This is a genomic window from Streptomyces sp. CA189 (genome assembly GCF_056428985.1).
Genome location: NZ_JBWJVM010000014.1, coordinates 146822 through 172479 on the forward strand (window position 1 = coordinate 146822; position 25658 = coordinate 172479).

The 25658-nt window shown below is 70.8% G+C and carries 25 protein-coding genes and 2 pseudogenes; 16 read left to right on the top strand and 11 right to left on the bottom strand.

Annotation, left to right across the window (positions count from 1 at the left end; all coding sequences use genetic code 11):
• Nucleotides 1-133: 133 nt before the first annotated feature.
• Nucleotides 134-1456, bottom strand: coding sequence for a KamA family radical SAM protein (locus tag AC061S_RS14560; RefSeq protein ID WP_478686340.1), 1323 nt, complete (start codon nt 1454-1456; stop codon nt 134-136).
• A 352-nt stretch (nt 1457-1808) separates the two neighbouring features.
• Here AC061S_RS14560 and AC061S_RS14565 point away from each other — a divergent pair, with 352 nt between their 5' ends.
• Nucleotides 1809-2297 carry a hypothetical protein gene (locus tag AC061S_RS14565; protein WP_478686341.1) on the top strand — a complete coding sequence of 163 codons (489 nt, stop codon included), beginning with the start codon at nt 1809-1811 and terminating at the stop codon, nt 2295-2297.
• Here AC061S_RS14565 and AC061S_RS14570 read toward each other — a convergent pair.
• Both AC061S_RS14570 and AC061S_RS14575 read right to left on the bottom strand, forming a co-directional pair.
• Nucleotides 2272-3084 (bottom strand): IS5 family transposase, encoded by an 813-nt coding sequence (locus AC061S_RS14570; protein ID WP_478686342.1) that lies wholly within the window; start codon nt 3082-3084, stop codon nt 2272-2274. The genes AC061S_RS14565 and AC061S_RS14570 overlap by 26 nt on opposite strands.
• Before the next feature lie 272 nt (nt 3085-3356).
• Nucleotides 3357-4130: a TetR/AcrR family transcriptional regulator gene (locus AC061S_RS14575; protein ID WP_478686343.1), complete on the bottom strand. Its 774-nt coding sequence runs from the start codon at nt 4128-4130 to the stop codon at nt 3357-3359.
• A 117-nt stretch (nt 4131-4247) separates the two neighbouring features.
• Here AC061S_RS14575 and AC061S_RS14580 point away from each other — a divergent pair, with 117 nt between their 5' ends.
• Entirely contained in the window at nt 4248-5510 is a 1263-nt protein-coding gene (locus AC061S_RS14580) for a saccharopine dehydrogenase family protein (protein WP_478686344.1), read from the top strand.
• Between the two features lie 97 nt (nt 5511-5607).
• On the opposite strand, the gene AC061S_RS14585 is transcribed toward AC061S_RS14580, so the two are convergent.
• Nucleotides 5608-6039, bottom strand: a complete 432-nt coding sequence (locus AC061S_RS14585; RefSeq protein WP_478686345.1) for a VOC family protein — start codon at nt 6037-6039, stop codon at nt 5608-5610.
• 317 nt (nt 6040-6356) lie between these two features.
• Between AC061S_RS14585 and AC061S_RS14590 the strand changes: the two genes are divergently transcribed.
• Nucleotides 6357-7385, top strand: a complete 1029-nt coding sequence (locus AC061S_RS14590; protein WP_478686346.1) for an ATP-binding cassette domain-containing protein — start codon at nt 6357-6359, stop codon at nt 7383-7385.
• Nucleotides 7382-8194, top strand: coding sequence for an ABC transporter permease (locus AC061S_RS14595; protein WP_478686347.1), 813 nt, complete (start codon nt 7382-7384; stop codon nt 8192-8194). Before AC061S_RS14590 ends, AC061S_RS14595 begins: the two co-directional genes overlap by 4 nt.
• Before the next feature lie 36 nt (nt 8195-8230).
• Here the strand turns inward: AC061S_RS14595 and AC061S_RS14600 are convergent, their stop codons facing one another.
• The gene (locus AC061S_RS14600; protein WP_478686348.1) at nt 8231-8863 is read right to left on the bottom strand and encodes a DUF2461 family protein; all 633 of its coding nucleotides are present in this window, start codon (nt 8861-8863) and stop codon (nt 8231-8233) included.
• Between the two features lie 111 nt (nt 8864-8974).
• Here AC061S_RS14600 and ligA point away from each other — a divergent pair, with 111 nt between their 5' ends.
• From ligA to AC061S_RS14625, 5 genes are all read left to right on the top strand, one after another.
• A complete protein-coding gene (ligA, locus tag AC061S_RS14605) occupies nt 8975-11023 on the top strand; it encodes an NAD-dependent DNA ligase LigA (protein WP_478686372.1) in 2049 nt (682 codons plus the stop codon).
• A gap of 139 nt (nt 11024-11162) precedes the next feature.
• The gene (locus AC061S_RS14610) at nt 11163-11315 is read left to right on the top strand and encodes a hypothetical protein (RefSeq protein ID WP_478686349.1); all 153 of its coding nucleotides are present in this window, start codon (nt 11163-11165) and stop codon (nt 11313-11315) included.
• A 61-nt stretch (nt 11316-11376) separates the two neighbouring features.
• Nucleotides 11377-12516: a hypothetical protein gene (locus AC061S_RS14615; RefSeq protein ID WP_478686350.1), complete on the top strand. Its 1140-nt coding sequence runs from the start codon at nt 11377-11379 to the stop codon at nt 12514-12516.
• Nucleotides 12517-12573: 57 nt separating this feature from the next.
• Nucleotides 12574-12801: a hypothetical protein gene (locus AC061S_RS14620; RefSeq protein WP_478686351.1), complete on the top strand. Its 228-nt coding sequence runs from the start codon at nt 12574-12576 to the stop codon at nt 12799-12801.
• Nucleotides 12802-12896: 95 nt separating this feature from the next.
• The gene (locus AC061S_RS14625) at nt 12897-13448 is read left to right on the top strand and encodes a hypothetical protein (RefSeq protein WP_478686352.1); all 552 of its coding nucleotides are present in this window, start codon (nt 12897-12899) and stop codon (nt 13446-13448) included.
• A gap of 322 nt (nt 13449-13770) precedes the next feature.
• On the opposite strand, the gene AC061S_RS14630 is transcribed toward AC061S_RS14625, so the two are convergent.
• The 5 genes from AC061S_RS14630 to AC061S_RS14650 all read right to left on the bottom strand — a co-directional run bounded on the left by AC061S_RS14630 (nt 13771) and on the right by AC061S_RS14650 (nt 19708).
• A complete protein-coding gene (locus AC061S_RS14630; RefSeq protein ID WP_478686353.1) occupies nt 13771-14574 on the bottom strand; it encodes a phosphatidate cytidylyltransferase in 804 nt (267 codons plus the stop codon).
• Nucleotides 14571-16331, bottom strand: coding sequence for an aminotransferase class I/II-fold pyridoxal phosphate-dependent enzyme (locus AC061S_RS14635; protein WP_478686354.1), 1761 nt, complete (start codon nt 16329-16331; stop codon nt 14571-14573). The genes AC061S_RS14630 and AC061S_RS14635 overlap by 4 nt, the downstream gene beginning before the upstream one ends.
• Before the next feature lie 355 nt (nt 16332-16686).
• Nucleotides 16687-17028, bottom strand: coding sequence for a hypothetical protein (locus tag AC061S_RS14640; protein WP_478686355.1), 342 nt, complete (start codon nt 17026-17028; stop codon nt 16687-16689).
• 261 nt (nt 17029-17289) lie between these two features.
• The gene (locus AC061S_RS14645; RefSeq protein ID WP_478686356.1) at nt 17290-18528 is read right to left on the bottom strand and encodes a hypothetical protein; all 1239 of its coding nucleotides are present in this window, start codon (nt 18526-18528) and stop codon (nt 17290-17292) included.
• A gap of 391 nt (nt 18529-18919) precedes the next feature.
• Nucleotides 18920-19708 (bottom strand): hypothetical protein, encoded by a 789-nt coding sequence (locus AC061S_RS14650; RefSeq protein WP_478686357.1) that lies wholly within the window; start codon nt 19706-19708, stop codon nt 18920-18922.
• 244 nt (nt 19709-19952) lie between these two features.
• On the opposite strand from AC061S_RS14650, the gene AC061S_RS14655 reads away from it, so the two are divergent.
• The 4 genes from AC061S_RS14655 to AC061S_RS14670 all read left to right on the top strand — a co-directional run bounded on the left by AC061S_RS14655 (nt 19953) and on the right by AC061S_RS14670 (nt 22275).
• The gene (locus tag AC061S_RS14655) at nt 19953-20165 is read left to right on the top strand and encodes a hypothetical protein (RefSeq protein WP_478686358.1); all 213 of its coding nucleotides are present in this window, start codon (nt 19953-19955) and stop codon (nt 20163-20165) included.
• A gap of 99 nt (nt 20166-20264) precedes the next feature.
• Nucleotides 20265-20477, top strand: a complete 213-nt coding sequence (locus tag AC061S_RS14660) for a hypothetical protein (protein WP_478686359.1) — start codon at nt 20265-20267, stop codon at nt 20475-20477.
• A gap of 223 nt (nt 20478-20700) precedes the next feature.
• Nucleotides 20701-21306, top strand: coding sequence for a hypothetical protein (locus AC061S_RS14665; protein ID WP_478686360.1), 606 nt, complete (start codon nt 20701-20703; stop codon nt 21304-21306).
• A 174-nt stretch (nt 21307-21480) separates the two neighbouring features.
• A complete protein-coding gene (locus AC061S_RS14670; RefSeq protein WP_478686361.1) occupies nt 21481-22275 on the top strand; it encodes a hypothetical protein in 795 nt (264 codons plus the stop codon).
• A gap of 556 nt (nt 22276-22831) precedes the next feature.
• Here the strand turns inward: AC061S_RS14670 and AC061S_RS14675 are convergent.
• A pseudogene (locus tag AC061S_RS14675) lies at nt 22832-23643 on the bottom strand (IS5 family transposase).
• 151 nt (nt 23644-23794) lie between these two features.
• On the opposite strand from AC061S_RS14675, the gene AC061S_RS14680 reads away from it, so the two are divergent.
• The 3 genes and pseudogenes from AC061S_RS14680 to AC061S_RS14690 all read left to right on the top strand — a co-directional run bounded on the left by AC061S_RS14680 (nt 23795) and on the right by AC061S_RS14690 (nt 25533).
• Nucleotides 23795-24388, top strand: a complete 594-nt coding sequence (locus AC061S_RS14680; protein ID WP_478686362.1) for a hypothetical protein — start codon at nt 23795-23797, stop codon at nt 24386-24388.
• Between the two features lie 705 nt (nt 24389-25093).
• Nucleotides 25094-25270, top strand: a pseudogene (locus AC061S_RS14685) (DDE-type integrase/transposase/recombinase); the annotation flags it as partial.
• Nucleotides 25271-25335: 65 nt separating this feature from the next.
• Nucleotides 25336-25533 (top strand): integrase core domain-containing protein, encoded by a 198-nt coding sequence (locus AC061S_RS14690; RefSeq protein WP_478686363.1) that lies wholly within the window; start codon nt 25336-25338, stop codon nt 25531-25533.
• Nucleotides 25534-25658 lie beyond the last annotated feature (125 nt).

The window sequence follows — 25658 nt, forward strand, 5'->3', positions numbered from 1 at the left end:
CACGCCAGCCCACCATGCCGCTGACGGAATGCGCCATCAATCGGAACAAGACCCGTCGAAATTCACGCGGTCGGCAGGTCGGCAGGTGCCCGGCCGCCGATCTTCGCCCGATCCGGACCGTCGGGGATGGACGCTACGCACCGAGCCGCAGGGCCGCGGCGATGTCGGAGGGTGTGTCGTGGTCGGGTTCGAGTTCGTCCAGCCAGGCGGCGTCCTCGCTGTAGTGGGCCCGGAAGGGACGCCCGACCAGCTGCGGGTCGCGGGCCTGGAGCATGCGCAACTGGAAGAAGCGGCCCTGGGCGGTCTCGGTGACTCCGTCGACGACCACCTTGCCGGGTGTGGCCGACATGACCGGCCCGCGCACGGTGCGGGCGAGCCCGGGCAGGGTCAGATAGGCGGACCGGAAGATGTCGTGTGCACGGGCGAGCGGCACCTTGAAGTACTCGTACGGGCCCGTGTCCCGCTCGACGAACATGTAGTACGGGATGGCGCCCGCGGCCAGTTCCGCGCGCCACAGGGCGCTCCAGGTCCGCGGGTCGTCGTTGATGTGCGCGACCAGGGGCGCCTGGCAGTAGACGAGGGCGCCGGTGGACCGGATCCGGGCGATGGCCCGGCGGGCGAGGTCGGACTCCAGCTCTCGCGGGTGGGTGAAGTGCATCATCAGCGCCAGGTTCTTCCCCGATGCGACGACGCCCTCGAAGAGCCGGAGCACGTCGTCGGCGTCCGCGTCGGTGACGAACCGCTGGGGCCAGTAGGCGACCGACTTGGTACCGATGCGGACGGTACGGACACTGGGCACGCCCAGGATGGGGCCGAGGTGGCTGCGCAGCCGCTCGGTAGACATGATCATCGGGTCGCCGCCGGTGACGAGGACGTCGTCGACCTCGGGGTGGCGGCCGAGGTAGTCCACGAGGCCGTCGGGTGCCGGGGCCGCGAAGCGCAGGTCGGCGTCCCCCACGAACTGTGCCCATCGGAAGCAGTAGGTGCAGTACGCATGACAGGTCTGTCCCTGGCCGGGGAAGTACAGGACGGTCTCGCGGTACTTGTGTTGCAGGCCGGGCACCGTATCCCCGTCCAGGGTCGGGACGTTGAGCTGCTTCTGGCCCGACGGGTGGGGGTTGAGGCCGCCTCGGATCTGCTGGACCGCGAGCCGGAGTTCCTTCCTCGCGCCCGGATCGTCCACGAGGCCGGCCAGCCGCAGCTCGTCCTCGACCCGGAGCATCCCGCTCTGGGGGAAGACCATCTGGAAGATGGGGTCGTCCGGAACGTTGCCCCAGTCGATCAGCTGGGAGAGGACGTACTCGTTCACGCGGAACGGCAGAACGGAGGCGAGTGACTTTATGGACCGGGAGATGTGGTCCGGAATCGCGAACCGTCGACTGAGCTCGTCCACGTGGCGGGCGCCGTAGGCGTGGAATCTCTCCGTTTCCAGGGCCGCGGGAGGCGTTATGGGCATGGAGGAGGTCTCCGGCTTCAGAAGTCGACGCGGCCAAGTTCCTTGATCGTAGGTCGATCGGGTCGGGCAGAACGATGTGCGCCCAAGGTCGGCCGATAGGCGTAGCGCATGGCCGGAATGATGGACCCGTGGAGGCCCGTGGAGGGCTCGCCCGTCGCCCCGGCCTGCCTGACGCGGTCCCGCACCGCGGACCATCCGGGGTGCCACGTCCGGCGCGAAACGGCGCGGCGCCCTCAGTAGCCGTTGTCTTTCCGGACTCGATCGGTGGGTTTCCGCTGGTCAGGCATGAACTCCGTGGCATCGAGGAAGAGTCGGGCCGTCACGTCTGTCGGTTATGACACGGAGGTTGTCGATGGCTTCGGTCATGGGCTTGTTGGAAGCGCGCGAGACGGCCGCGCAAGTTCGGGTCGAAGAGCTCCGCGAAGAGGCGGAGCGGGTGCTGGCCGAGCTTGCGAAGGCGGAGGCGGTGCTGGAGCGACGGGCCATCGCCCGCGTGGAGCTGGCCGAGGCCCTGTCCGGGCCGGAGCCGGAGGCCGACCACCCGCCGGAGTCGGCGCCGGCCGTTGCCGAGGCCCCGGTGGCGGGGTCGGTGGTGCCGCACTGGCGGGTGGGCCTGACGATGGAGGTGCTCGCGCCGGACTACCAGCGGCTGGTGGGCGTGCTGGAGGCGGAGGCGGGCGGATCCGGGTTGCGGGCGCGGGAGTTGGCCGCACGGCTGGGCCTGGAAGCGGTGTCGGCGAAGGTCGAGGGGGTGCGGTCGAAGGTGAAGCGGCTGGTGGAGCGGGGCTGGCTGGCCGAGGAGCGTCCCGGGGTGTTCACGCCGAGGCGGGCTGCCGGGTGACGTTTCGGCTCCGGCGGCGGGCGAGGCGGCGTCCCATGAGCATGGTCATCGACCACAGGACGGCGGCTTCGCTGCTTTCGGTCCGGGTCTCGTAGTCCCGGGCAAGGCGCCTCGAGCGCACCAGCCAGCTCAGCGTCCTCTCCACCACCCACCTGCGTGAAAGCACCACGAACCCGCTCATGTCGTCGGTGCGTTTGACGATCTGAAGGGTGAGCCGGAGTGTCTCCTTCGCCCAGTCGACCAGGCGGCCGGTGTAGCCGCCGGCGGCCCACACCAGGCGGATCTTCCGGTAGCGGACGCGGAGCCGTTCCAGCATGCCGCAGGCGGCATCCCGGTCGGTCACGTCGGCCGCCGTGACCAGCACCATCAGCAGCAGGCCTAGACAGTCCACGATGACGTGCCGCTTGCGCCCGTTGATCTTCCTACCGCCGTCGAAGCCGCGTGAGGCGACCGGCACCGACGCGGCTGCTTTCACCGACTGCGAGTCGATGACCGCGGCGGTCGGCTCCGGGGCACGACCCTCGCTCTCGCGGACCTTCCCGCGCAGCCGGTCGTGCAACTCGGTGATCAGCCCCTTGTCGCGCCAGCGCCGCCAGAAGGCATAGACCCGGTCCCACGCGGGAAAATCGACCGGCATCGCCCGCCACTTGATGCCATTGTCGACCAGGTAGCGGACCGCGTCGATCATCTGCCGGTGGCAGTAGCCCTCCGGCTGTCCGCCCTTCCCGTTCATCCAAGCGGGCACGGGCAGCTGATCGCATACCGCCGCCCACTCCTCATCCGTCATGTCGGAGGGATAGACGGGCACACGCTCGGCACGGTCGGCCGCGTTCCCGTACTGATGAGCGAGGCAATCACACGACCGGGCAACCCAGTTGGACCCCGGGGGCATCGGCACGGAAGACTGCTAAGACAACAGGGCCTCCTGTTGCTCGGATGGATTCGACACCCACGAGCTGCGCAGGAGGCCCTGCCTTCATGCCCGTGCCACCGGAAGACCACCCGACCGGGAACCCTCGTTCGACCACCAAGCGAACCTCTCGGTACGACAACAGCTACTCAGAGCCCGGCGCCCTCACGGCCCGGCCGGTCGGCCGTCGGGCGGCGGCGAGCGCTCCCGCCCGCACCCCCGCCCGCGCCCGCCAGCTCACGCTCGGCGCTCTCCAGCAGCATGTCCAGCGCGACCGGATAGGCGCTGTGCGGCATCCGGGCTGCGAGGAGTCCGGCGGTGGCAGCGATGTTCGGGTACGTCCCGGCCGGCAGGCGGGCGTACGTCGACTCCCACCGCTCCTCGTCGGACTCCCTGGCCTGCTCCGTCAGCGCCAGGGAACCCGCGTCGAGCGCCGCGAAGGCCAGACACTGGTCGATGTAGGCGTGGTAGATCCGCACGGCGTCCTCGTCAGCGAACCCCGCGCCGCGCAGGCTGCCGAGGATGGCCTCGTCGGCCGCGATCTCCCGGGGTCGCCCGGTCACCCGGCTCGCCGTCAGCAGGGCGGCCTGCGGATGGGCGAGGTAGGCACCGTGGATGCGCAGGCCGAGGGAGCGCAGGTCCTCGCGCCAGCGCCCGGTAGGGACCCAGCCGGCGAGAGCCCGGCCGATGAGCTCCTCACCGATGGCGAGAGTGAGCCCGTCCATGCCGTCGAAGTAGCGGTAGAGGGTGCTGGGGTCCGCGCCCAGGGCGGCGCCGAGCCGTCGGGCGGTCAGGCCCGCGCTTCCGTGCTCCCGCACCATGCGCAGCGCCGTCTCGACGATCAGCCGCTCGGAGAGCACCGTGCCCTGCCGGGTCGGACGCCGCCGCCGGCGGGCCTCCTCCGGAACCACGTCCTTCGGCATCGCGGACTCGCCCCCTGGACCGTTCGTAGCCTTATGCCAACGGCATTGACCTTAACTCTTGGCAGGCGGTTCCATCAGCCCCCTGGGGCACACGCCCCAACGAGAGAGGACTTCGCCATGCGTGTTCTGCTTGTGGGTGCCGGCGGTGTCGGGAGCGCGATCGCCAAGATCGCCGCCCGCCGAGGCTTCGTCGACCGTTTCGTCGTCGCCGACTACGACCTGGCCCGCGCCGAGGCCGCGGTCGCCGCCCTGGGCGCGGCGGAACAGCGCTTCAGCGCCTGCCGCGCGGACGCCTCCGACGAGGAGGAGATCGCCCGGCTGCTCACCGAGCACGGGTGCGACGTCCTGATGAACGCCACCGACCCACGGTTCGTGATGCCGCTGTTCAACGCCGCGCTGGCGGCCGGCACCCACTACGTGGACATGGCCATGTCCCTGTCCCGCCCGCACCCCGGAGACCCGTACGGCGCGTGCGGGGTGAAGCTCGGCGACGAGCAGTTCGAACGGGCCGCGGAGTGGGAGAAGTCGGGCCGGCTCGCGCTCGTCGGCATGGGCGTCGAGCCCGGTCTCTCGGACGTCTTCGCCCGCTACGCGGCCGAGGAACTCTTCGACGACATCGAGGAGATCGGCATCCGGGACGGGGCCGATCTGACCGTCGAGGGCTACGATTTCGCACCGTCCTTCAACATCTGGACGACGATCGAGGAGTGCCTGAACCCTCCCGTGGTGTACGAGCGCGAGCGCGGCTGGTTCACCACCGAACCGTTCAGCGAGCCGGAGGTATTCGACTTCCCCGAGGGCATCGGCCCCGTGGAGTGCGTCAACGTCGAACACGAGGAGGTCCTCCTGATCCCGCGCTGGGTCGGAGCCCGGCGGGTCACCTTCAAGTACGGCCTCGGCGACGATTTCATCGGCAAGCTCAAGACCCTCCACGCGCTCGGCCTGGACTCCACCGAACCGGTCACCGTCCGCGGCGAGGACGGCAGCCCGGTCCGCGTCTCACCGCGCGACGTGGTCGCGGCCTCCCTGCCCGACCCGGCGACGCTCGGGGACCGGATGACCGGCCGGACCTGCGCCGGGACCTGGGTCAAGGGCACCAAGGACAACCTGCCGCGCGAGGTGTACCTCTACCACGTGGTCGACAACCAGTGGTCCATGCGCGAGTACGGCTCCCAGGCCGTTGTCTGGCAGACCGCCGTCAACCCGGTGGTGGCCCTCGAGCTGCTCGCCGCCTCCGTATGGTCCGGGGCCGGAGTCCTCGGCCCCGAGGCCCTCCCGCCCCGCCCCTTCCTCGACCTGCTCACCGCGTACGGATCCCCCTGGGCGATCCGGGAACAGGACCCGGCCCCGACGCAGCCGAACCCGGCACCGAACCGCTGACGCGTCACCCGGCCCGGACGGTCCCGCCACGAAGTCGGGCGTACGAAAGCACCCCCGCCCGGCCAGGGGGCCCGAATCGGAGGTGTCGTCGGAGCCGTCAGCGTTCCGACAGCTCCGAGGGTGCTTCCTGGACCACCCAGCCGTTGCCGTCCGGGTCGGTGAAGGTCAGGAAGGAGTTCCAGGTGTCGCCCTTGCCGTCCTCCCAGCCCTTCTCGCCGATGTGCCGCACCGGCGACACCTCCACGCCGCGCCCGGTCAGCTCCTCACGCGCGGCCTCGATGTCCGTGACGCAGAGCTGCAGGCCTTGCAGCGCGCCCGGTGCCATCTGGCGCGCACCGGGCGCCGGGGGCATCCCGTGCTCCAGCGCGATCGAACAGCGTGAGCCGGGCGGGGTCAGCTGGATGATGCGGATGCCGGGCGCGACCTCGCTGTCGAGGTCGACAGTGAAGCCGACCTTGTCCGCGTAGAACTCCTTCGCCCGGTCCATGTCGGTGACAGGGACCAGAACCACTTCGAGTGTCCAGTTCATGACGGGCCTCCTCGGAACACGAATGGTGCAGGGAAGGTCCACCGTCGCCCACAGCCTGCCCGTATACGAGCCGAAACGCGCGGCGTCATCCTCACGTGCTGAGCCGTCCGAGCGGCGAATCGCCCGCCCCAGTGCGTGAGATGCACGACACGGGGCGGGCCGCGAACCGGCTGCGGGCGCAGTTGGCCCGGCCGGCCTGCGGGGGCGCTGCTGCGGAGGTTCGGATGCTGATCCGCTTGCCCCGGTCGCGGCACCGGCCCCACGGCAGGCGGACTGTCAGTGGCGTGGGTCACAGTGGGGAGGGTGAGGTGAATCTGATGAAGCACGCGATCCAGGCAGAAGGCCTGACCAAGCGGTTCAAGGAAACACGCGCCCTCGCCGGGGTAGATCTCCAGGTTCCCGCCGGGACCGTGTGCGGGCTGCTGGGTCCCAACGGCGCGGGCAAGACGACGGCGGTCCGCATCTTCGCCACGCTCCTGCGCCCCGACGGCGGGCGGGCGGAGGTCGGCGGGTACGACGTCGTACGGGAGCCGGGGCGGGTCCGTTCCCTGATCGGTCTCACGGGCCAGTACGCCGCCGTCGACGAGAATCTGACCGGGACCGAGAACCTGCTGCTGATCGGGCGGCTGCTCGACATGCCGCGCGCAGACGCCCGCGCCCGGGCGGCCGAGCTGCTCGACCGGTTCCACCTGACCGACGCGGCGGGGCGCGCCGCCAAGGCGTACTCGGGGGGCATGCGCAGACGTCTCGACCTCGCGGCCAGCCTGGTCGGGCGGCCGCAGATCCTCTTCCTCGACGAGCCGACCACCGGACTCGATCCGCACAGCCGCGGCGAGGTGTGGGACATGCTGCGCGTCCTGGTCGCGGAGGGAATGACCACCCTGCTGACCACTCAGTACCTCGACGAGGCCGACCGGCTCGCCGACAACGTCGTCGTGGTCGACAAGGGCACGGTGATCGCGGACGGCACGCCCGACGAGCTGAAGTCGCAGGTCGGCGGACAGGTGCTGCAATTGCGCCCCACCCGCCCGGCAGATCTCGGCGCGGCGCACGCGCTGATCACGGAGGTGGCGGGGCCGCAGACCAAGATCGAGGGCGACGGGATCACCGCGCCGGTCAACGACCCGGCGCTCATGCCGAGCGTCGTGCGCCGGCTGGACCAGGCCGGCATCGAGGTCGGCGAGATCACCCTGCGGCGCTCGTCCCTCGACGAGGTGTTCATGGTCCTGACCGGACACCGAGCCGAGGCCGGCGGCCCCGGGGGCGAAGCCGGTGCAGACGCCGAGGGAGATGCAGATGCCGGTGCGGGAGACCCCCGGCAGGTGAACGCGGGGAGCCCGTCATGACCTCCATGACCATCACCGACACCCTGGGCCGCGGCGGCCGGGTGCGCCCGCTGGCGGCCGTGCGGCAGACCGCCACGATGGCGTGGCGCAGCCTGGTCTCCGTCAAGCACAACCCCCTGGAACTCGTCGACTACAGCATCACGCCGATCATGTTCGTGTTCCTGTTCACCTACGTCTTCGGCGGGCAGATGTCCGGTACTCCCCGCGACTACCTCCAGTACGCGCTCGCGGGGATCATCGTCCAGAACACCCTCTTCATGAGCATGTACACCGCCATGTCGTTGAACTCCGACCTCACGAAGGGGGTCTTCGACCGGCTGCGGAGCCTGCCCATCGCCCGCTCCGCGCCGCTCTTCGGGCGGATCACCGCCGACCTGGCGAAGCAGCTCTGGGCGATCGTCCTGATGGTCGCGCTGGGCATGCTGCTGGGCTTCCAGGTCACCGGGGGCATCGGCGGCTTCCTCGGCGGCACCGTGCTGGTGCTGATCTTCGCCGCCGCCGTCTCCTGGACGGCGGTGCTCATCGGGATGGTGGCCGGGGACGCCGAGAAGGTGCAGGTGTACGCCTTCACCTTCATCTTCCCGATCACTTTCACCAGCAGCGCGTTCGCCCAGGTCGACACGATGCCGGGCTGGCTCCAGGCATGGGTCGAGGTCAACCCCGTCACCCACCTGTCGGACGCCTTCCGCGGGCTCCTGCTCGGCACCCCCGCGGGCCGGCCGATCCTGTGGTCCCTGGTCTGGGCGGCGGGCATCGCCGCCGTGTTCATGCCGCTCGCGATGCGCGCGTACCGCTCTCAGGACCGCTGAGCGGGGGAGCGGTCCCGTAGCCCCAAGGCCGGGCTGTCAGGAGCCGTGCTTCACGTGGCGGACCAGCCACATCAGCAGGGCGTCCAGGTCTGCGGCGGCAGAGAGGACCCGGTCGACCGCCTCTGGGGTGTGCAGCCACTCCTCGCAGCCGAGGGGACGCGCGGCGATCAGAGATCGGTGGCGCAGCAGGTCCGTACGGGAGTGGTCCGTCGGATAGCCGCGCGGGGGCCGTTTCATGACGTCCCCGGAGATGTCGTAGCCCTTCTTCCGCACGTCCTCGACAATGGCGGACAGTTCCCGGCCGCTCCCCTCGGAGGCCACGGCTTTGCGGAACCTGTCCACCTGACCGGGATCGGGGTACCACCAGGCGCCCTGGATCCGCAGGCCGTCCAGGGCGAACCGGAGACCGATCTCGATCTTGCGGTCGAGCCGGATCACCGCGCTCTGGTGCTGCCACCACCAGGAGTCGGTGCGGTAGTGCCAGACGGAGAAGTCCTCGTATCGGGAGTCGGCGTCCGCGACCTCGTCGAGCAGGGCGATCATCGGCTGCCGGACCAGGCGTTCACGGTCCGCGCGACAGCGCTCGCGGGTCGCGTGGGTCGGTTCGCCCTGGAGCTGCCACAACACGTCCATCGCCTGCTCAGGCCAGCCGGTGAACTGTCTGCGCATGTGGGCAGGTTAACTCACCGGCACTTCCGTTCCCCCCTGTGCCGCAGGGCGGCTCGGTTGCGTGCTGCGGCAAGGCGAGCTCCGGCGGCGTTGTCAGTGCGGGGCAGCATGATGACCTGCATGACCGAAAACAGCGCCCTGCTTTCCCCTGCGGCCTACACGGAGGCCGTGACCGCCGCCGTGGCGGCGTCAGCCGCGTACTACGGCAACGGGACCACCCCGCTCGGTGACGACGAATACGACGGGCTCCTCCGCGCCATCGCGGCCTACGAGGACGCCCACCCGGACGAGGTGCTTGCCCAGTCGCCGACCGGGAAGGTGGCGGGCGGGGCCGTACAGGGAGACGTGCCGCACTCGGTTCCCATGCTCTCCCTCGACAACGTCTTCGACGCCGACGAGCTCGCCGAGTGGGTCGCAGGGCTGGAACGGCGACTGGGGCGCCCTGTGGCCGGGTGGTGTGTGGAGCCGAAGCTCGACGGCCTCGCGGTCGCCGCTCGGTACCGGGGTGGCAGGCTCGTTCAGGTCCTCACCCGCGGCGACGGCCTGGCCGGCGAGGACATCACCCACGCCTCCGACGCCGTCCTCGGTCTGCCCCCGATGCTCACCGAGCCGATCGACGTCGAGCTGCGCGGCGAGGTGCTGCTGACGACCGCGCAGTTCGAGGAGGCCAACCGGATCCGGCTCGCCCACGAGGCCACGCCCTTCGCGCACCCGCGCAGCGGAGCGGCCGGCACCCTGCGGGCCAAGGACCGCCCCTACCGGATCGAGTTGACCTTCTTCGCCTACAGCGCGATCGGCCTGAACGACCTCGGCCACGTCGCCTTGCTGGAGAACCTGGCCGCGCTCGGCGCGAACACGGCCGCCAGTACGGCCGCCGCCCCGATGCGCTGCGAGACCGTGGAGCAGGTGCACGAGCGCATCGACGTGATCGCCGGCATGCGCGCAGACCTGCCGTTCGGGATCGACGGTGTCGTCGTCAAAGCCGACACGGCCGAGGACCAGCGGCAGGCCGGCAACGGCTCGCGCGCCCCGAGGTGGGCGGTGGCCCGGAAACTGGCGGCCGAACACAAGGTGACGCGCCTGCTGGCGGTGGAGTGGAACGTCGGCCGGACGGGGATCATCGCCCCGCGCGCCGTCCTGGAGCCCGTGGTCATCGACGGGGTGACGGTCACCTACGCCACGCTCCACAATCCGTCCGATATCACCCGTCGCGGGCTCATGATCGGCGACCAGGTGTTCGTCTACCGGGCCGGCGACGTGATCCCCCGGGTCGAGGCACCGCTGCTCGACCAGCGCACCGGTGCCGAGAGCCCGATCGTCTTCCCCGAGGCGTGTCCCCGCTGTGGCGACGCGATCGACACCTCCGAGCAGCGGTGGCGGTGCGTGCGCGGCCGCAGCTGTCAGGCCGTGGCCTCGGTGATCTACGCAGCCGGCCGCGACCAGCTCGACATCGAAGGTCTCGGCGACACGCGCGCGATCCAGCTGGTGGAGGCCGGCCTGGTCAAGGACGTAGCCGACCTGTTCACGCTGACCCGCGAGCAGCTCCTCGGTCTGGAGCGGATGGGCGAGACCAGCGCCGCCAACCTCCTGGCCGCGATCGAGACTGCCCGCGGGGCCGCATTGAGCCGCGTGTTCTGCGCCCTCGGTGTCCGCGGCACCGGGCGTACGATGTCCCGCCGGATTGCCGCGCACTTCGGCTCGATGGCCGCGATCCGGGCCGCCGACGCGGACGTGCTGGCCGGGGTCGACGGCATCGGCACCGAGAAGGCCCGCGTCATCGAGGCCGAACTCGTCGAACTGGCCCCGCTCCTCGACAAGCTCCAGGCCCAGCAGGTAGGCACGCAGGTCACCGAGCCGCAGCCGCCCGCAACCGATGCGACCGCCGGCGGGGACCAGGCGGGCGGCCCGCTGGCCGGCCAGGCCGTCGTGGTAACCGGCTCCATGACCGGCCCCCTTGCGGTGCTGTCCCGGAACGAGATGAACGAGTTGATCGAGCGGGCCGGCGGAAAGGCATCGTCGTCGGTGTCCAAGCGCACCACCCTCCTGGTGGCGGGCGAGAAGGCCGGATCCAAGCGCACCAAGGCCGAAGAACTGGGCATCCGCATCCTCGACCCCAGCGAATTCGCCGCCCTCGTCGCCGACCTCCTCCCCACCACCTAGCCGTCGCCGCCCGCAAGCCCTTCGGCCGGGGATGGGCCCGCTCCGGTGCGGGACGAGCCCGCCCCAGGTGGCGGCCGCCCTCGACGGCGCGATGCCTGCAGGCCGGATCGGCGACTTCCCCACTGGTGTTACGGCAAGGATGGGCACCAACTACGCCGGCATCCCGCTGGTCGGCATGGCGCCCTCCGTACCGTCTGCCCTCGACGCGGCCGTGATCCGGCTTGTGGTGGGCGACACCGCCGTCAGCGAGGCCACGGTCTACGCGGAGGGCTGGGAGACGCAGGGGGCGTAGGCCTTCGGCGGGTGGAGTAACCCCGGGTGCGGCCGGTGGGCAGGGCCCTGAGCCTGGGTCGATGAGTACGCGCAGGGTGGTGGTCCAGGCGCCGGACGGACGCGGCCTGCGTGCGGTGGACATCGACGGCGTGCCCGCGGGCGCCGCCTGGTCGCGACGCGATCTGCGCAGGCAGCTCCGCCGCGCGGGGCTGCCGCGCGACGTGGACCTGGAGGACCGGGCCTCCATAACCTGGCGCGGGGCGGACTCCGCCACCTGGCCCGACCACCCGGCCCGCCGGCGCGGCACGATCGCGCTGCTGGCCGCCGGGCTGCTCGCGTCCATGCTGCTCCTGGCCCGTGTCGGTATGGTCGACGCGTTGGGGGCGCTGACCTTCTCGGGGCGCCTGACCGGCGTGCTGCTGGTGCTCTCGGGCGCCGTGCAGGGGGTCGCGGCGCTCGCGGTGTTCGACTACTGGGGGAAGCGGACGCTGACGTACGCGGCCCCGCTGGTGCTGGTGGGAGTCCTCATCGCGGTGGCGACGCAGGCCCTGCTGCTGATCGTGTGGTTCCAGGAACGGGAGTGGACGCCGTACCTGCCGGTGTTCCTCGCCCTCGCGCTCTGGTCCCTGTGGGCGGGGTGGGTGGTCTGCCGGGAGCGGGCCTGGAAGGGGATTCCCCATCCGAAGAGCTTTACCGCGGGCGTGGTCGCCACCGCCCTGCTGACGTCGGCGAACTTCGCGTACTCGGCCTTGTACCAGCCCCAAACAGCGGTCTTCCACTTCGCCGTGGAGGTGAAGTTCGGGACACCGAGAACGGACCCGAAACGGCCGCTCGTCTACCTGCCGGTGAAGTTCCGCGTGGCGAACGACGGGGCCGTTCCGGCATACATCGTCACCAGCGTCTACTGGATCAAGGGGCGGGAGTCCGTCTTCGACGCCAAGAAGACCGACCTGAAGCCGGAGGAACGACGGGCCGACGCCGAGGCCAGGGTCAACACGGAGCCCCGCGTGCGGCCCACCGCGTACCGGACGCTCGATACCGGCACGGTCGTCTCGCCGGGCGCCTGGATCGGGCCCGGAGCCGACTTCAACATGGAGCGGGTCGTCGCGATCCCCGTTGACGCACCGTTCGACCTCGTCGTGCCGCGCATGACGGTCACCTTCCTGAGAGGGGACCGAGGAAAGATCGGGTACGAGTACGGGCTGCCGATCTACTCGTAGCAACAGGAAAGGGACGCGTTCTTCGACTGCTCCGCCAAGCGCTGCGCGGACTACGTCATGCACTACGCGAGGGTGCGTCACAACAACAACGTCATCAACGTGACCCGCGGGCCCCGGTACCTCAGCTCCTACGTCGTTCTCGGCGCGACGGCAGTCCCCGTCTCGCAGATCTCCCCGCTCGATTCCGAGGGCCGCCTCTCGGCCGACACCGAGAGCTCGGGCCGGTACGGCATCGACGAGTACTGGTCACCACGCACGGAGATCCCCTTCGCCACCCTGCTGTAACCCGCCCGTTCCTAGGCCGTCCTGCGATGACTTCGGGAGAATTCCTGTGCGGGCCGTCCGCAGGGCATGCGGCAAGATGCGGACGCGGCGAGGCCGTGTCGGCCACGACTCCCGCTCCCACGGGCCGAAAGGCGATAGCGGGCCCTGGCCAGTTCCTGATCGGATCCCAGGGCTACGGCGCGTTCACGACCGGCTGCTTCAGCCGGGACGGCGCCGAAACCGCGCGCTGGGCCAGCCACGGGGCCATGCTCGTCGACAGGGACGGCAGCGTCAGAGGACCCGAGCTCGAGAACCGCCTGCCTTCGCGATCGCGCTTCCGGCGGCTCGCACCGGACAACAGTCTCGTGGACGGGCCGGCGCTGACGGGCATCTACACGTCCGCTCCCGCGATGGACTGCGAGGGAACCGCGGTGTTCTGGCGAGACGGCAAGCTGCTCGCCGTGGACACGGACCTCAGTTGCCACGAACTGTTCTCCATGGCCGACAGCCGACCAGTCATCGGTCGCGCGCTGCTGCTGAGCGAAGGGAGCGTCGTCATCTCCCTGGACAAGCAGGTCCTGGTCTTCCGCACACCGCCGGGCCCGCTGGCCGAGGGCCCCTGGCCGTGCGGGGAAGGGAACCTCCGGGGCAATCCTCTGCTGAGCTGAAACCGCCTGCGTGACGCCGGAGGAGAGCGGCCCGCTTCCTCTACCCGGCCAGTTGCCGAGCGCCCACTTGCCCCGACGGGCCAACTGCGGGGCCGCTGCTCCACGGTGTCAGAGCGTGCTGAGGTGCTGGCGTCACCGCGATGAGGGCCCGGTCGGGGTCCTCCTGGCCGACGGCCCCGTTCCGGATCCGGTGTACTTCGACACCGGCTCGGGCTCGGACGGACCGACCCGATATCCCGCAACCCTCCTCGACCTGCTGTTCGGTTCTCGACCGCGCCACCGCCACCCGGGCCGTCCACCACGGGTCACCCCGCCCCGTGGCTCACTCCAGTACCAACAGCACCGCAAGAGCGACGAGGAGGGAGTCGATCCGGTCGAGGAGGCCGCCGGAGCCGGCCAGCCACCGGCCGGCGTCCTTGGCGCGGGCACCCCGCTTGACCATCGACTCCAGCAGGTCCCCGAGCGGGCCGCCGATCGCCACGGCCACCGCCGTCTGCCACGTCAGGGAGGACAGCACGGCCAGCGTGAGGAGACCGGCCGCGGCCCCGGCCAGCGTGCCGCTCCACCGCTTGGCGGGCGACAGCGGGGAGAGCCGGGGGCCCCCGAGACGGGGACCCGCCGCGTACGCGACGATGTCGGCGATCGACACCGCCACGAACAGGACGAGGCCGAGGGCGCCGGACGGTACGAGGCCGGCCAGGGCGCCCAGCCACACGAGCCCCAACAGGCCCGCCCCCAGGCGCCGGAGTCCGTGTTCCGCGTCGCCCGAGAGCAACGGCACCCCGGCGATCGCAAGCGCCCCGGCCGCCGCCACCCGGAGCACCTCCCCGGGGGCCAGCCAGGAGGTCATGACGAGTCCGACGATCGCCGCGCCCAGCACCAGCCGGTCCACCAGCCCCAGCCGGAGCAGCCCGCCGAATTCCGCCACCGCGACCACACCGACCACGGCCGCGAGCACCGCGATCCCCGGTGGACCGAGCCAGAACGCGGCGGTCACCAGGGGCACTCCGACCGCCCACACGCACCAGCGGACCATCAGCTCACGGCGCCGGGTCGCCGCCACCGCGACGCCTCCGACCGCCAGTGCCCCGCCGAGGTACGGCACGAGACCGGCGACCGTCGTCACCGGGAGGCCCGCCCCGCACCCGACACCACTGCGGCCGGCGCGCGCAGCGCGTCCAGGGCGCTCTGGCACGCCGCCACGATCCGCGCGTTCTCCGCCGTGTCGCGGACGGCGATCCGCACCGTCCGCCCCTCGTACGCCGGGGACATCGGCGACAGGTCACGCAGGAACACGTCGTGCCGCCGGCACTCGCGCACCAGCCGCGCCGCGCTCGGCCCGTCCGGCGGCAGGGTCACGGTGAGGAAGTTCGCCACCCCCTCGTCGACCGAGGAGAACCCGTCCAACTCCTCGAGGTCGTACGCCAGACCCCGGCGCAGCACATGGGTGCGGGCCCAGCGTTCCGCGTAGTACGCGGGGTCGCGCAGCGCCGTCACGGCAGCCAGCTGGGCCGGCAGGCTCACGGGCCACGGCGGCGTCCAGCGCCGCAGCTCCCCGGCCGTCTCCGGACCGGCCACCAGGTAAGCGGCCCGCATCCCCGACAGCGCGTACATCTTCGACAGCGAGGTGCAGACCACGACCCGGGCGTCGGTCGAGGCGAGTCCGGCCAGCGAGTCCTCCGGATCGACATAGCCCAGGTACGCCTCGTCGATCCACCACCGGGTCCGCACGGGCGAGGCCTCGATCACCGCGCGCAGCGCGTCGGCCGGGGCGTGGCGGCCGGTCGGGTTGTTCGGGTTGACCACCACCACGAGGTCATACCGTCCGTCGCCGGTCGCGGCGGCGAGCCGGGCCGGGTCGAGCAGCCAGCCGTCCTCCCGGCGCAGCTGGAGCCGGTCGACCCGGCAGCCGATCACCCGCTCGGTGACATGGGCGTACTCGCCGTACCCCGGATCGAGCAGGAGCACCCGGCTCCCCGGCGTCAGCCACCGGCCGAACGCCCGGAAGATCAGATCGGACGAGCCCGCCCCGACGACCAACGACTCCACCGGCAGCCCGCGGACCCCGGCGATCTCCGCGAGCAATCCCTCCGCGCCCGTCGGCGGCGAGGTCCGGGCCGCCCACCCCGGATCCTCCGAAAGGACCGCGCGGACCCCCGGAGACGGCGGGAACCAGGCGTCCAGCACATCCGCCGCGACCACCTCGTGACGGCGGGTCAGGGTCCGGAAGTCGGTGCCGATCGCCGAGAAGAACGCCCCGCCGTGCTCACAGCCGTCCGCACGCGGCGCGAAGGGCACGTCGAGCCGCCAGTCGAGGCCCGCCCGAAGCCGCTCCAGGGTCCGTCCGTGGCGCTCCGCGACCGTCCTCGTCAGCTCGGCCACGGAGCCGCTCAAAACCTCGAACGACACCGCGCCCGACCGGACCGTGCGCCCCAACGGCCGCAGCCCGGCGGCGAGGTACATGTCGAGCAGCTCCGTGCGTCCCATCGCCACCACCCGGCGCCCGCCCCGCGCCGCGACCCAGCGCAGCGCCGCGTACATGAGGAGCGGCGCCGCCGCGGTGGACCGCCAGTGCTCCTCGACGGTCAGGACGCGGATCTCGAACGGAGCCTCCTCGGTCAGGACCGGCAGCTCCTCGCGCGTCAGGTACTTGTCGAGGGAGTAGCGGCCGACCCACGGCGGGGTGAGGCTGACGAAGCCGATCCGCGTCTCGCCGCGTGCGGCCACGAGATAGACGTTGTCGCCGTCGAGTCCGTCGCTCAGCCTCCCCGACGGATCCACCGGATGCTGGCCGAGCTCCTCCGCGTACACCCGGTGGCGAAGTTCGTGGATCCAGTCGTGATCCCCGGGCGTGGCAGTGCGCAGCTGCAGGGCATGGTCCATGCGTATGTCCTCCTGAGACGGTCCGGCGTTCGCGCCCCAGCATGGAGGAGTCCGGTATGCGGCACCTGAGTACGCGTACTCAGCCGGACAGTGGGGGAGTTGGTAGAGGTCCAGGTCAGGGCCCAGCCCATGGGCAGGCGACGACCCAGCGGCGCCGGTCGCGCCCCGGAACCGAGGCCCCGTCCGAGGTGGACAACGTTCGCTCAGCCCGTGCCGATATGGAGTGCACGGCTGAGGCTTGGAGCCCAGACGCGCTCTCGGACGCAGAACCACCGCGTCGCCCCAACGAGGTACTGCGCGCGCAGCCGGCGCGGCCGTTGACGCCCTCACCACCCCCGTCGAGTACGAGCCGTCCTCAGGGGAGCACCGCGCGGACGTGGTCAGCCGAGAGGTGCAACTCGTAGGGCAGGCAACAGTCGGAGCAGAGCGTCGCGACGAGGGTTCCGCAGGCGCACAACTGGTTCATCCCACCGCCCGGGGTCGCTCCGCAGCAGGCCGCGGACGCGTGCCGCAGCTCCAGGCCGCAGGAGTCGTCCGGGTTGATGACGATGTTGCCCCGCGGGCCCTGCGAGACCAAGGGCTTGTTGTCCACGTTCCAGCGCTGCCCGAGGCGCGGCATCACCGGCCCGGGCACCTCGGCGACGGCCAGGGGCGCACCGTACGGCTCCGTCTCGATGGCGTAGCAGCCCGACGGCACGGTCGCGGGTGACGGCCCCGGCTCATCGGCCTCCCACCATTCGTAGTAGGGAGCATCGGGAATTTCGGGCAGCCGTCTGAGTGGGCCCGTCAGCCGTATGCCACACGTCGCACACACGAACACCACCGCTTCAGCCTCTCCAGCCCCGTCAGCGATGTCAGCAGGCAAGGAGGCCTGCCTGCGCTCCGGCTCGCCGCCGCCCTGATCCTGATCTCGCTGATCGTGCATGCGCCGACCTTCACCGTTGCCGTCCGAGTTGGGTCAGGGAAACGCAGGGCTGGCTACAGGGCCCAACCGTGCTCCGGCAGCGGCCCGTACCTCTGGTGTTTCCATCAGGTCGTCGCGGAGCGCCTCGATCCGCTGCAAGGTCTGCGGGTGGTGGGGTGCCGAGGCGATGCCGAGCAGCCGTGCACGCTTCTCACAGTCCCAGAGCGACTCGGTGTACGCGTCGTCCAAGCCGGACGGGTCGATCGCGCCAAGCGCTTTCAGGTAGTCAGCGCGCTCGTACGAGTGCGGGGTGTGCCGCCAGTAGCCCCAGAGGACCGGCACGGCCTCGGCGGCTTCGGGTCCGAAGCGGGCCAGTCTCCTCGCCGTCGTGTCGGGACCGCACCAGGCGCGCGCCTTCCACTGTTCGGCGAGTTCGGCCACGAGCCCCGGTAGCGCCTCAGGCCCGGGGTGGTCGGCCAGGACGTCCGCCCCCAGCCCGGCCAGCCACTCCCGCCCGTCCACGGCCCACCCACGCGCCGCCGGCACGGCGAGGACACCGAGGCGGTCGACCACCCGCCGCAGGGAGGGCAGGGCCCGGCGGCCGTCCCCGGTACCGAGCGAGGGCACCAGCGGGATCAGCCCCTCGGCAGGCTCCCGGCCGGCCAGTGCGCGCAGTGCGTCGACCTTCGTCGCGGACTGTGTGCCGTCGGCGGCCAGAAGGGCGAGCAACTCCTCGTCGTCCAGCCCGCCCAACGACGGCCGCGGAGGAAACCGGCTGCCAGGCACCTCGATCCCGAACCGGTTCCACGGCTCGAAGGACCAGGGAAGATCCTCCTCCGCGCCGATGCGGGCACGCGCGACGTCGCCCAGGTCCTCCCACCACTCGGCCGGCCAGCCGTCCGCGACCGACTCCAGCACGCGGACCCAGTGCTCGCCCTCCCGGACGTACGCCCGAAGTCCCTCCCGGGCCTCGTCCGAGCCGGTGAGGGCGAGCTGTTCCAGCACGTTGGCGGCCCGTGAGAACTCCTCCTCGTCCCCCGCCAGCTGGTCGACGACCGGCGTGGGCGACAGCTTCAGGTCCCGGATCAGTCGTGCCTGGTAGAGGTGGCGGGTGTCGGTCTGGTAGTCCCACTTCCAGTCCCGGCGGATCCCGTCGTAAACGAACGGAGCGGCGGCCCCCGGCTCACACCGTGCGCGTTCCGCGCCCAGCCCCCGGCCACGCTGCAGCAGCCCTTCCAACGTGTCGTGGCGGGCGTAGGACAGGGAGCGGGACGTCTCGTCGTGATAGATCATCACGCCACACCCTGCCCCGCTTGGGGCCTGCTCGCCATGCAATATCGGCCCTAACCCAGCGGACGCAGTCGTCTCCACGGTTCGGCCGCGGTCAGCCCCAGAACCTCATGCTGTCGAAACCCGTGAAGTCGTACGGCCACCAGACGCCGGGGCTGGCGACCGACGTCGAGCATGCCGTGCGGCGGTACGAGCGGCACGGCCACCGGCCCGGACGGTTCTGGAGTGACCAGGCCCCTCGCGGTTGCCTCCGCCGTGACCGGGGTCACCGCGAACGCGGCCCGTATGCTGCACCCGTGGTGGGATCCGACCGTTCTCTCCACTGCATCCGCGATGTTCCGCCGTAGACGCCAGGCATCGGCGACCTGCCCGATCCGGCACCCGGCGGGCGGGGTCAGCCGGCCCAGGGCAGTCGAAGGGCCTCGATGTCCGTGTCGGCCAAGAGGGCCTCGACGAGCGGGGCGGGGCCCGCCACTTTGGTGGCCCAGAGGTCGTAGTCCGTGCAGAGGACCCAGGAGCGGTCATGGGCCCAGAGGTTGGACGGGGTCCAGTTGTCCTCCTCGGAGTGGTCGTACAACGCCTTGGCGTCCGCGAGGGCCCCGGCCCGGACGTGCACGTTGTCGAAGTCCTCAGCCCTCTGGAGCAGCGGGCTGTAGTAGGCCAGGCAGCGGGTTTCCCCACCCTGCGGACTGTGCTCGGTAAGGATGTCGACCAAGCGGTTCCAGTCGTTCCGGTCCAGGCGGCCCTCGGACGGCCCCATGATGCCGACAGGCCAGCCGCTCGGCTCGCGGAGCGAAGGGAAGGAGCGGTAGCAGGGCAACTGGCCTTCAGGCGCCACGGGGTCGCCGGTCCGTCGCGAGAGTTCCGCCCAGAGCAGCCGACGCCAACGGGGGACGGGGGGCTCGCCCACCGTGCCCCCGAACACATCCGCGGGGTCGAGTCCCGGGATGATCTCGGGCCCGCCGCCGTTCAGCAGGGCTCGTTGATACGCGACGTAGGACATGTCCGTCGGCCCGAGTTCGTGTTCGTACATGGAGTGGAGCACCCAGGCGCCGTCGGGCAGTGCCGGCGGCATGAAGCCGGTGAGCCCGTCATCGCCGGCCAGCTCCCGCAGCCAATCGGTCTCCCCGGCCGCGGCCAGCGGCCACCCGGCGGTCGCCCGAGCAGCGGATGTCTCGTTCATCCGTTCAGGATCTCACCCATATTCGAGGCGAACGCCGGGTACAGCTCCCGGCCTGCTCCACCCACATGGTGGGGGATCACTGAGCACATGCCCCACGTTCACGAGGATCTGGAGCACGCAGCCAGTCCTCCGTCCGGCAACTCTGATCGGCACGTCGGAGCCCGGCCGCCCACGTGGCGTCAGCTCAGGCCGGCGGTGTCCAGCACCTGCGACACCTCGCGCCGGACCTGCCCGCAGGCACCCGGTGTCCGCCCGTGCCTGGGTCGGCGACGAGGTCACCGACCCCGACGACCGCGCCGCCATCGCCACCGACGTCCGGGCCGGCGGCACCCTCTGGGTGCTGCGCCCGATCTACGGCGGGAACAACTTCTTCACCCGCTGGGAGACCGAGCAGCTCGCCGTCGAGGCGGCCTACGAGTGGTGGTGGGAGGCACAAGGCCGGCAGCCCAGCCTCTGACCGCTTCGGACTGACGGTGGGCCCCCGCCGGTGAGACCCCATGGCTGGACGCCCCCGGGGACCTGCTCCCCGGGGCACGTCGGCGATAGGAGGGGCGACGTGGACGCTGGCAGGGAACCGGAACCGCTCGCCGCGTGGTCCGAACGCCGGGAGCGCAGGCGCACCTCCGACCGGCAGGTCACCGGCCGCCGCCGCGCCGAACCGCTGGACCCCGACGCCCGCGGCCGCCCACTTCCTCAACGGCTGCCGTCGACACGGGTCAGCCGACCGCCCTGGCCCGCTGCCCCGACGCCGAGCGGTGACCCGTCCTGAAGCCCGTCGGCGCCGCGATCGAGAAGTTGGGCAGCGAGGCAGGCGGCCAGGGCGGCTTCGCCTTCCACGAAGACGCCGTGGAAACGGTCCCGGGCAGATGGTGGGGCTGAAAGCCCACCATTTCGTGAATACGGGCCTGCCTCGGGGCCCCATGCGCCATCGTCGTGTTCAGACAGCTCGGATACCGGGCCGCCTGAACACAGGGCGGGGCGAGGAGGGCGTTGTGGGCAGGCGCGAAACGTGGACGACGGACGAGTTCGGCGCATCGCATGCCGGCGCGGTCGGGGTACTCCTCCCCGACGGCACCGTCCCAGGGCCCGTGTACTTCGACAGCGGCTCCGGCTCGGGAGGAGAAGCGGTGGCGCAGTGGAGCGTCTACGACGGCCGCTCCACCCGCGGACCGCGCGCCGCCGCCCTGCGCGCGGTGTGTTCGTGCGGCTGGACCGGCCCCGCCCGCCGCGTGGACTGGGAGGCGATCGGCGACCAGGACCTCGTGGACGGCGGGGACGATCAAGCGGACGCGTGCGCCAGGGACTGGGACGAGCACACCGTCCAGGTCGAAGCACAGACCATCCCCTTGCCCGAATCCGTCACCACGCTCCTGGAACGGCTGGAGGAGGAGATCGACAAACTGACCAAGACCTCCCCGGTCGCGGCCGTACGCGCGGCCCGCCGGCTGGAGGTCACCGCCGAGCGGGTCGGCTACTGGGCTGCCCGCAATACCGCCAGCGAGCTGGACACCGCACAGGCCGCCACCCACCTCGGACTCGACGAGGACGCCGCACGCAACCTCATGGCCCGCTACGGACGCTGGAGCCCCTACCGCTGACTGGACCCGCCTCGGGCGAATCGCGCTTCCGTGGGCCGGCCGGGCTCGATCCCCCTCCCCGTTGTGGATCGGTCCTCCGGCGTGGCCTGCGACAGCGCTCTGCCGGCGAACAGGCCGCCGTTTCACAGACCGGAACGACGAGGGACGTCGGGCCCTGGCCTCAGGCTTTTCCCCGTGATCAACTCGATCCACATGACCTCCGCGAACGCACGAGAGCCCGTGCCCGCCCAGCCCCTCGGCCTTTCCCCCCGTCCCCGCCGAAAGGCGTGGGCCGCCGTCCTGGGCCTCCTCACCGTCGTGGGCCTGGCCGCGTCGGTGCTCGTCGGGGCGGTGGCGTGGCGGGACGTTCGGCAACTCGACGCGTACGACACGGCCCCGGCCTGCTTGTCGGGGGCCACGCAGCACAGCCGGAAGACGGTGGCCGGCAGCGCCTCACAGCTCCGGCAGCAAGGGACGTTGCCGATGCCGAGCAGGAGCAGTTCGCTCGTCTTCACCCCGGACGACGGAGGGCGGCCGTGGTACGTCACGGCTGGCGCCGGCACGGCCGGGCGCCTGCTGAAGGACCCCCGGGTCACGGTCGAGGTCTTCGACAACCGCAGCTCCCTCCTCACCACGGCCGACGGGTCCTCCGAGGCCGCCGTGGGTGGTCCCCTGGACGTGGGACGCGAGCGGGTGGGCTACAGCCTCATGCTGTTGCTCTTCGTCGCCGTGACCGCGGGCATGGCCCTGCGGGCATGGCGCCTGGGCTTCCTGGTGGGGCCCGTCTTCGGCAGGTTCACCCGGATCCTTCTGGGAACCACGGTCACGTTCCTCACGGTGCCGTTCGTCGTCGCGTTCACCCTCGGTACGGCCTCGGCGCTCACCGGCCTGTCCTGGACCCTCGCCATCGGAGCCGCTGGGACCGTCCTCCTGGCCCTGCTCGGCCCCTCCCGCCAGGACAACCCCACGAGCAGACGCCAGAAGCCCTGAAAGAGCGTTTCATCCCAGCTGGGGTCTTTGGTAACTCGGGCGTAGACGCTTGGTTCGGGTGATCCTGCGTGTGAGGATCGTGCCGCGTGCGCACCGAGGAAGCAGTTGTGCGCGTGGCCGCCCGAACGGCCAAGGAGGGGTGATGGAAATGTTCGCGGGGAGAACGGCGCGGCTGGTAGTCAGCAACGACGACGAGGTACCGCTGGATCTGGTGTTGGAGCCCTGGGGTGACGTCCATCGGATCTTGCCGAAGGAGACGTGCGTCGTTGTCACTCATGCTTCTGAGGGAGATGCTTCATGGCCCGGGACGCAGCTTGGGGACGAGCCGTTCCAGGTTGACCACCGGCGGGATTCGGTAGCGGTGTGGGCCAACGGCCGCTGCTTCCACCTCTGTGACAGGAAGGGCAACGAAATCGACCCGTACATCTACGGGGGATGCCCTGCCCAGAACTCGGCCTCCTGAAGGAGCGCTTGACCTGGTGGAGCAGTGGTTCACAGTGCTTCGCAAGTGCCCGACGAAGTGGCGTGACGCGGCACAGCATGCTCAGGCGTCGCGTCAGTTCGGGGTGGATTCGCGCGTGAGCCGTCGGCTCATGAGGTCGATCATCGGGAGGCGGACCATCGCTTCGGAGCGGGGCGGGTGGGTTTCGTAGTCGCGGGCGAGGCGGCGGTGGTTCATGAGCCAGCCGAAGGTCCGCTCGACGACGTATCGCCGAGAGATGACCTTGAAGCCCTTCTGGCCCGGGTCGCGGCGGGTGACCTCGACGTCGATGCCGAGGCGGGCGCCGTGGTCGATGGCCTTGGTCCGATAGCCGGTGTCGGCCCAGGCCTTGATGATTCGGGGGTGAGCTTTGGTGATGTGTGAGAGCAGGTGGATGCCGCCGGCGTTGTCGGAGACGCTGGCCGTGGTGACCCACACCGCGAGGAGGAGGCCGAGGGTGTCGACGCTGATGTGGCGCTTACGTCCTGCGATCTTCTTGCCCGCGTCGATGCCCTGGCCGGCGGCCGGGACGTTGGCGGACGTCCTGACGCTCTGGGCGTCGGTTCGGCGTCCCGGACTGCGGCCTCACGGACCAGTCGGCGGAGCAGGCCGTTGAGCTGGTCGAACATGCCGTCCTTCTGCCAGGCGGCGAAGTATCCGTAGACGGTTTCCCACGGTGCGAAGTCGTGGGGAAGGTAGCGCCAGGGGATCCCGGTCCGATCCACATACGAGAGCGCGTCCATGATCCGGCGCAGGTCGTGCTCGGGCGGCCGCACGATGTCCAGGCCCTTCCCTCGCCGCTCGGCCCGCCAGGTCGCCAGAATGGGCACGAGTAGTCCCCATCGGGCATCGGACAGGTCACTCGGATACGGCCGCTGGCGAGACATGTTTCGATAGTTCCGTCGGCCACCAACCAGCCACAGGGCGCAAACAGACGTGAACTGTTAGACGACTCTCTGCGTGGTCATGAAGCGGGGTGACGGCGTCACTCCCGTTGCACACCGGCCGTGGTCGTGTCTGGCACTTGGATGTCTCTTCGTGTGCGACGACACCGTGAACACGAACGCGATGGTCGAGGTGTCCCCGTACAAGCTCAGCTTCAGCTGCGGAGTTCGAGGCTCATACGGCAGGAGCCCAGTCACCGATGACGCCGGCGAGGGCGAAAAGAACGAGCATCCCAACGCTGCAGCCGTCGTGGGGGTTGCGGAGGCTGCCGTGCTGATCGTGGACACGGACGTGCTGCTTGTCGAGCGACAGCTGCGAGCCAGCCGACTGGCATGTCCGCTGTGTTCCTCGGCCCTGGCGCCGTGGGGTCATGGCCACCCCCAGGAGATCCGGGGTGGTCTGGGGGCCCGGTTGTTTCTGCGGCCGCGCCGTACGCGCTGCTCGGGCTGCAAGCTCACCAACGTGCTTCTGGCGGAGGCCCTCTGGCCGCGGCGGGTGGATGCGGGCGTGGTGATCGGGTCCGGGCTGGAGATAGCTGCCCTGGGCATGGGCCATCGCCGAATCGCCGCCCACCTGGGCTTGGCCGAAGGCACGGTCCGTGGCTGGCTGCGCGCCTTCGCCGACGGGCAGAGGCAGTACGCCGGCACTTCACGGTCGCTCTGGTCGCGCTCGCGGACGACCCGGTGATGCCGGATGCGGCGCCGTCGACGCTCGCCGATGCGGTCTCGGTGGTCGCGGCTGCCCATCGGGCGGCCGCGACGAAGTGGCCTCAGATGCTCACGGTGTCGCGGTGGGAGTTCGCTGGGCGGGCGGTAGGCGGTAGGCGGCAGGCTGCTGACCTCGCTTTCTTCGGCTAGTTGATCAACACGGGCCGCCCCTGGGCGGGATCGGAGGGTGCCGGAAGTCTTGATCGTGTCCGCCGGCGAAGCGGCGGGCTCTGTTCGAGACGCGGGGTGGGTTGCCTATGTCACCGAGTGAGGACGAGGACCGTCGCCGGGCGGAGCGGGCCCGGCAAGTGGGCCTGTTCCGCTACGGCCTGATCCCGGACCTGATCGACACGAAGCTCACGACACGCCAGCGCGGTAAGCTCGCCCGCGAAGGAGCACACCGACCCGTTCGGCCGTCAGGTGCGGGTCGCCCGCGGCACGCTGGACCGCTGGGCCCGCCACTACCACGCGGGCGGGTTTCCCACGCTGGTGCCGGCCCAGCGGCAGGCTACCCCGCGGACGCCGGTGGAGGTGCTGGACCTTGCGGCCGCGCTGAAGAAGGAGAACCCCGCCCGCGCGGATCCTGCGGATCCTGCGGACGACACAGGGCTGGTCGCCGACCGACCGGACGCTGCAGTGGCACTTCGCTGACGCTGGCCTGACCGGCGCCGGCGGCGAGAAGAGCGTGTTCGGCCGGTTCGAGGCCACCCGCGGCAACGAACTGTGGACCGGGGACGCCCTCCACGGGCCCAAAAGCGGCGGCCGCAAGACGTACTTGTTCGCGTTCATCGACGACCACAGGCGGGCGATCGTGGGCCACCGGTTCGGGTTCGCCGAGGACACCGTCCGCCTGGCCGCCGCCCTGCGGCCGGCACTGTCTGCCCGCGGAGTCCCCGAATCGATCTACGTCGACAACGGTCCGCCTTCGTGGACACCTGGCTGCTGCGAGCGTGCACGTCCCTGGCCGTCCGCCTCACCCATTCCAAGCCCGGACGGCCTCAGGGGCGAGGGAAAATCGAGCGGTTCTTCCGCACCGTCCGTGACCAGTTCCTGGTCGAGCTCGCTGAGGAACGTGTCGGCCAGATTGAGCATCTCACCGAGCTGAACAGGCTTTTCACCGCGTGAAGCCGTAAAGAATCAAGGTGCGGGTGTCGCCGGGGCATCGGGCGGGGCGACGGCGTTGAGCATCGCGGTGGCGGTCGTGAAGCGCATTCCGGCGGGCTGGACGCTGTAGCCGTGCTTTTCGAGCA

What these genes read in the sequence shown, in the direction of transcription:
- AC061S_RS14560 (WP_478686340.1), bottom strand. Translation starts at nt 1,456, where the DNA reads ATGCCCATAACGCCTCCCGCGGCCCTGGAAACGGAGAGATTCCACGCC.
- AC061S_RS14650 (WP_478686357.1), bottom strand. Translation starts at nt 19,708, where the DNA reads ATGAACGAGACATCCGCTGCTCGGGCGACCGCCGGGTGGCCGCTGGCC.
- AC061S_RS14620 (WP_478686351.1), top strand. Translation starts at nt 12,574, where the DNA reads ATGCACTACGCGAGGGTGCGTCACAACAACAACGTCATCAACGTGACC.
- AC061S_RS14645 (WP_478686356.1), bottom strand. Translation starts at nt 18,528, where the DNA reads ATGATCTATCACGACGAGACGTCCCGCTCCCTGTCCTACGCCCGCCAC.
- AC061S_RS14585 (WP_478686345.1), bottom strand. Translation starts at nt 6,039, where the DNA reads ATGAACTGGACACTCGAAGTGGTTCTGGTCCCTGTCACCGACATGGAC.
- AC061S_RS14635 (WP_478686354.1), bottom strand. Translation starts at nt 16,331, where the DNA reads ATGGACCATGCCCTGCAGCTGCGCACTGCCACGCCCGGGGATCACGAC.
- AC061S_RS14600 (WP_478686348.1), bottom strand. Translation starts at nt 8,863, where the DNA reads ATGCGCAGACAGTTCACCGGCTGGCCTGAGCAGGCGATGGACGTGTTG.
- AC061S_RS14565 (WP_478686341.1), top strand. Translation starts at nt 1,809, where the DNA reads ATGGCTTCGGTCATGGGCTTGTTGGAAGCGCGCGAGACGGCCGCGCAA.
- AC061S_RS14580 (WP_478686344.1), top strand. Translation starts at nt 4,248, where the DNA reads ATGCGTGTTCTGCTTGTGGGTGCCGGCGGTGTCGGGAGCGCGATCGCC.
- AC061S_RS14595 (WP_478686347.1), top strand. Translation starts at nt 7,382, where the DNA reads ATGACCTCCATGACCATCACCGACACCCTGGGCCGCGGCGGCCGGGTG.
- AC061S_RS14570 (WP_478686342.1), bottom strand. Translation starts at nt 3,084, where the DNA reads ATGACGGATGAGGAGTGGGCGGCGGTATGCGATCAGCTGCCCGTGCCC.
- AC061S_RS14590 (WP_478686346.1), top strand. Translation starts at nt 6,357, where the DNA reads ATGAAGCACGCGATCCAGGCAGAAGGCCTGACCAAGCGGTTCAAGGAA.
- AC061S_RS14615 (WP_478686350.1), top strand. Translation starts at nt 11,377, where the DNA reads ATGAGTACGCGCAGGGTGGTGGTCCAGGCGCCGGACGGACGCGGCCTG.
- ligA (WP_478686372.1), top strand. Translation starts at nt 8,975, where the DNA reads ATGACCTGCATGACCGAAAACAGCGCCCTGCTTTCCCCTGCGGCCTAC.
- AC061S_RS14575 (WP_478686343.1), bottom strand. Translation starts at nt 4,130, where the DNA reads ATGCCGAAGGACGTGGTTCCGGAGGAGGCCCGCCGGCGGCGGCGTCCG.
- AC061S_RS14610 (WP_478686349.1), top strand. Translation starts at nt 11,163, where the DNA reads ATGGGCACCAACTACGCCGGCATCCCGCTGGTCGGCATGGCGCCCTCC.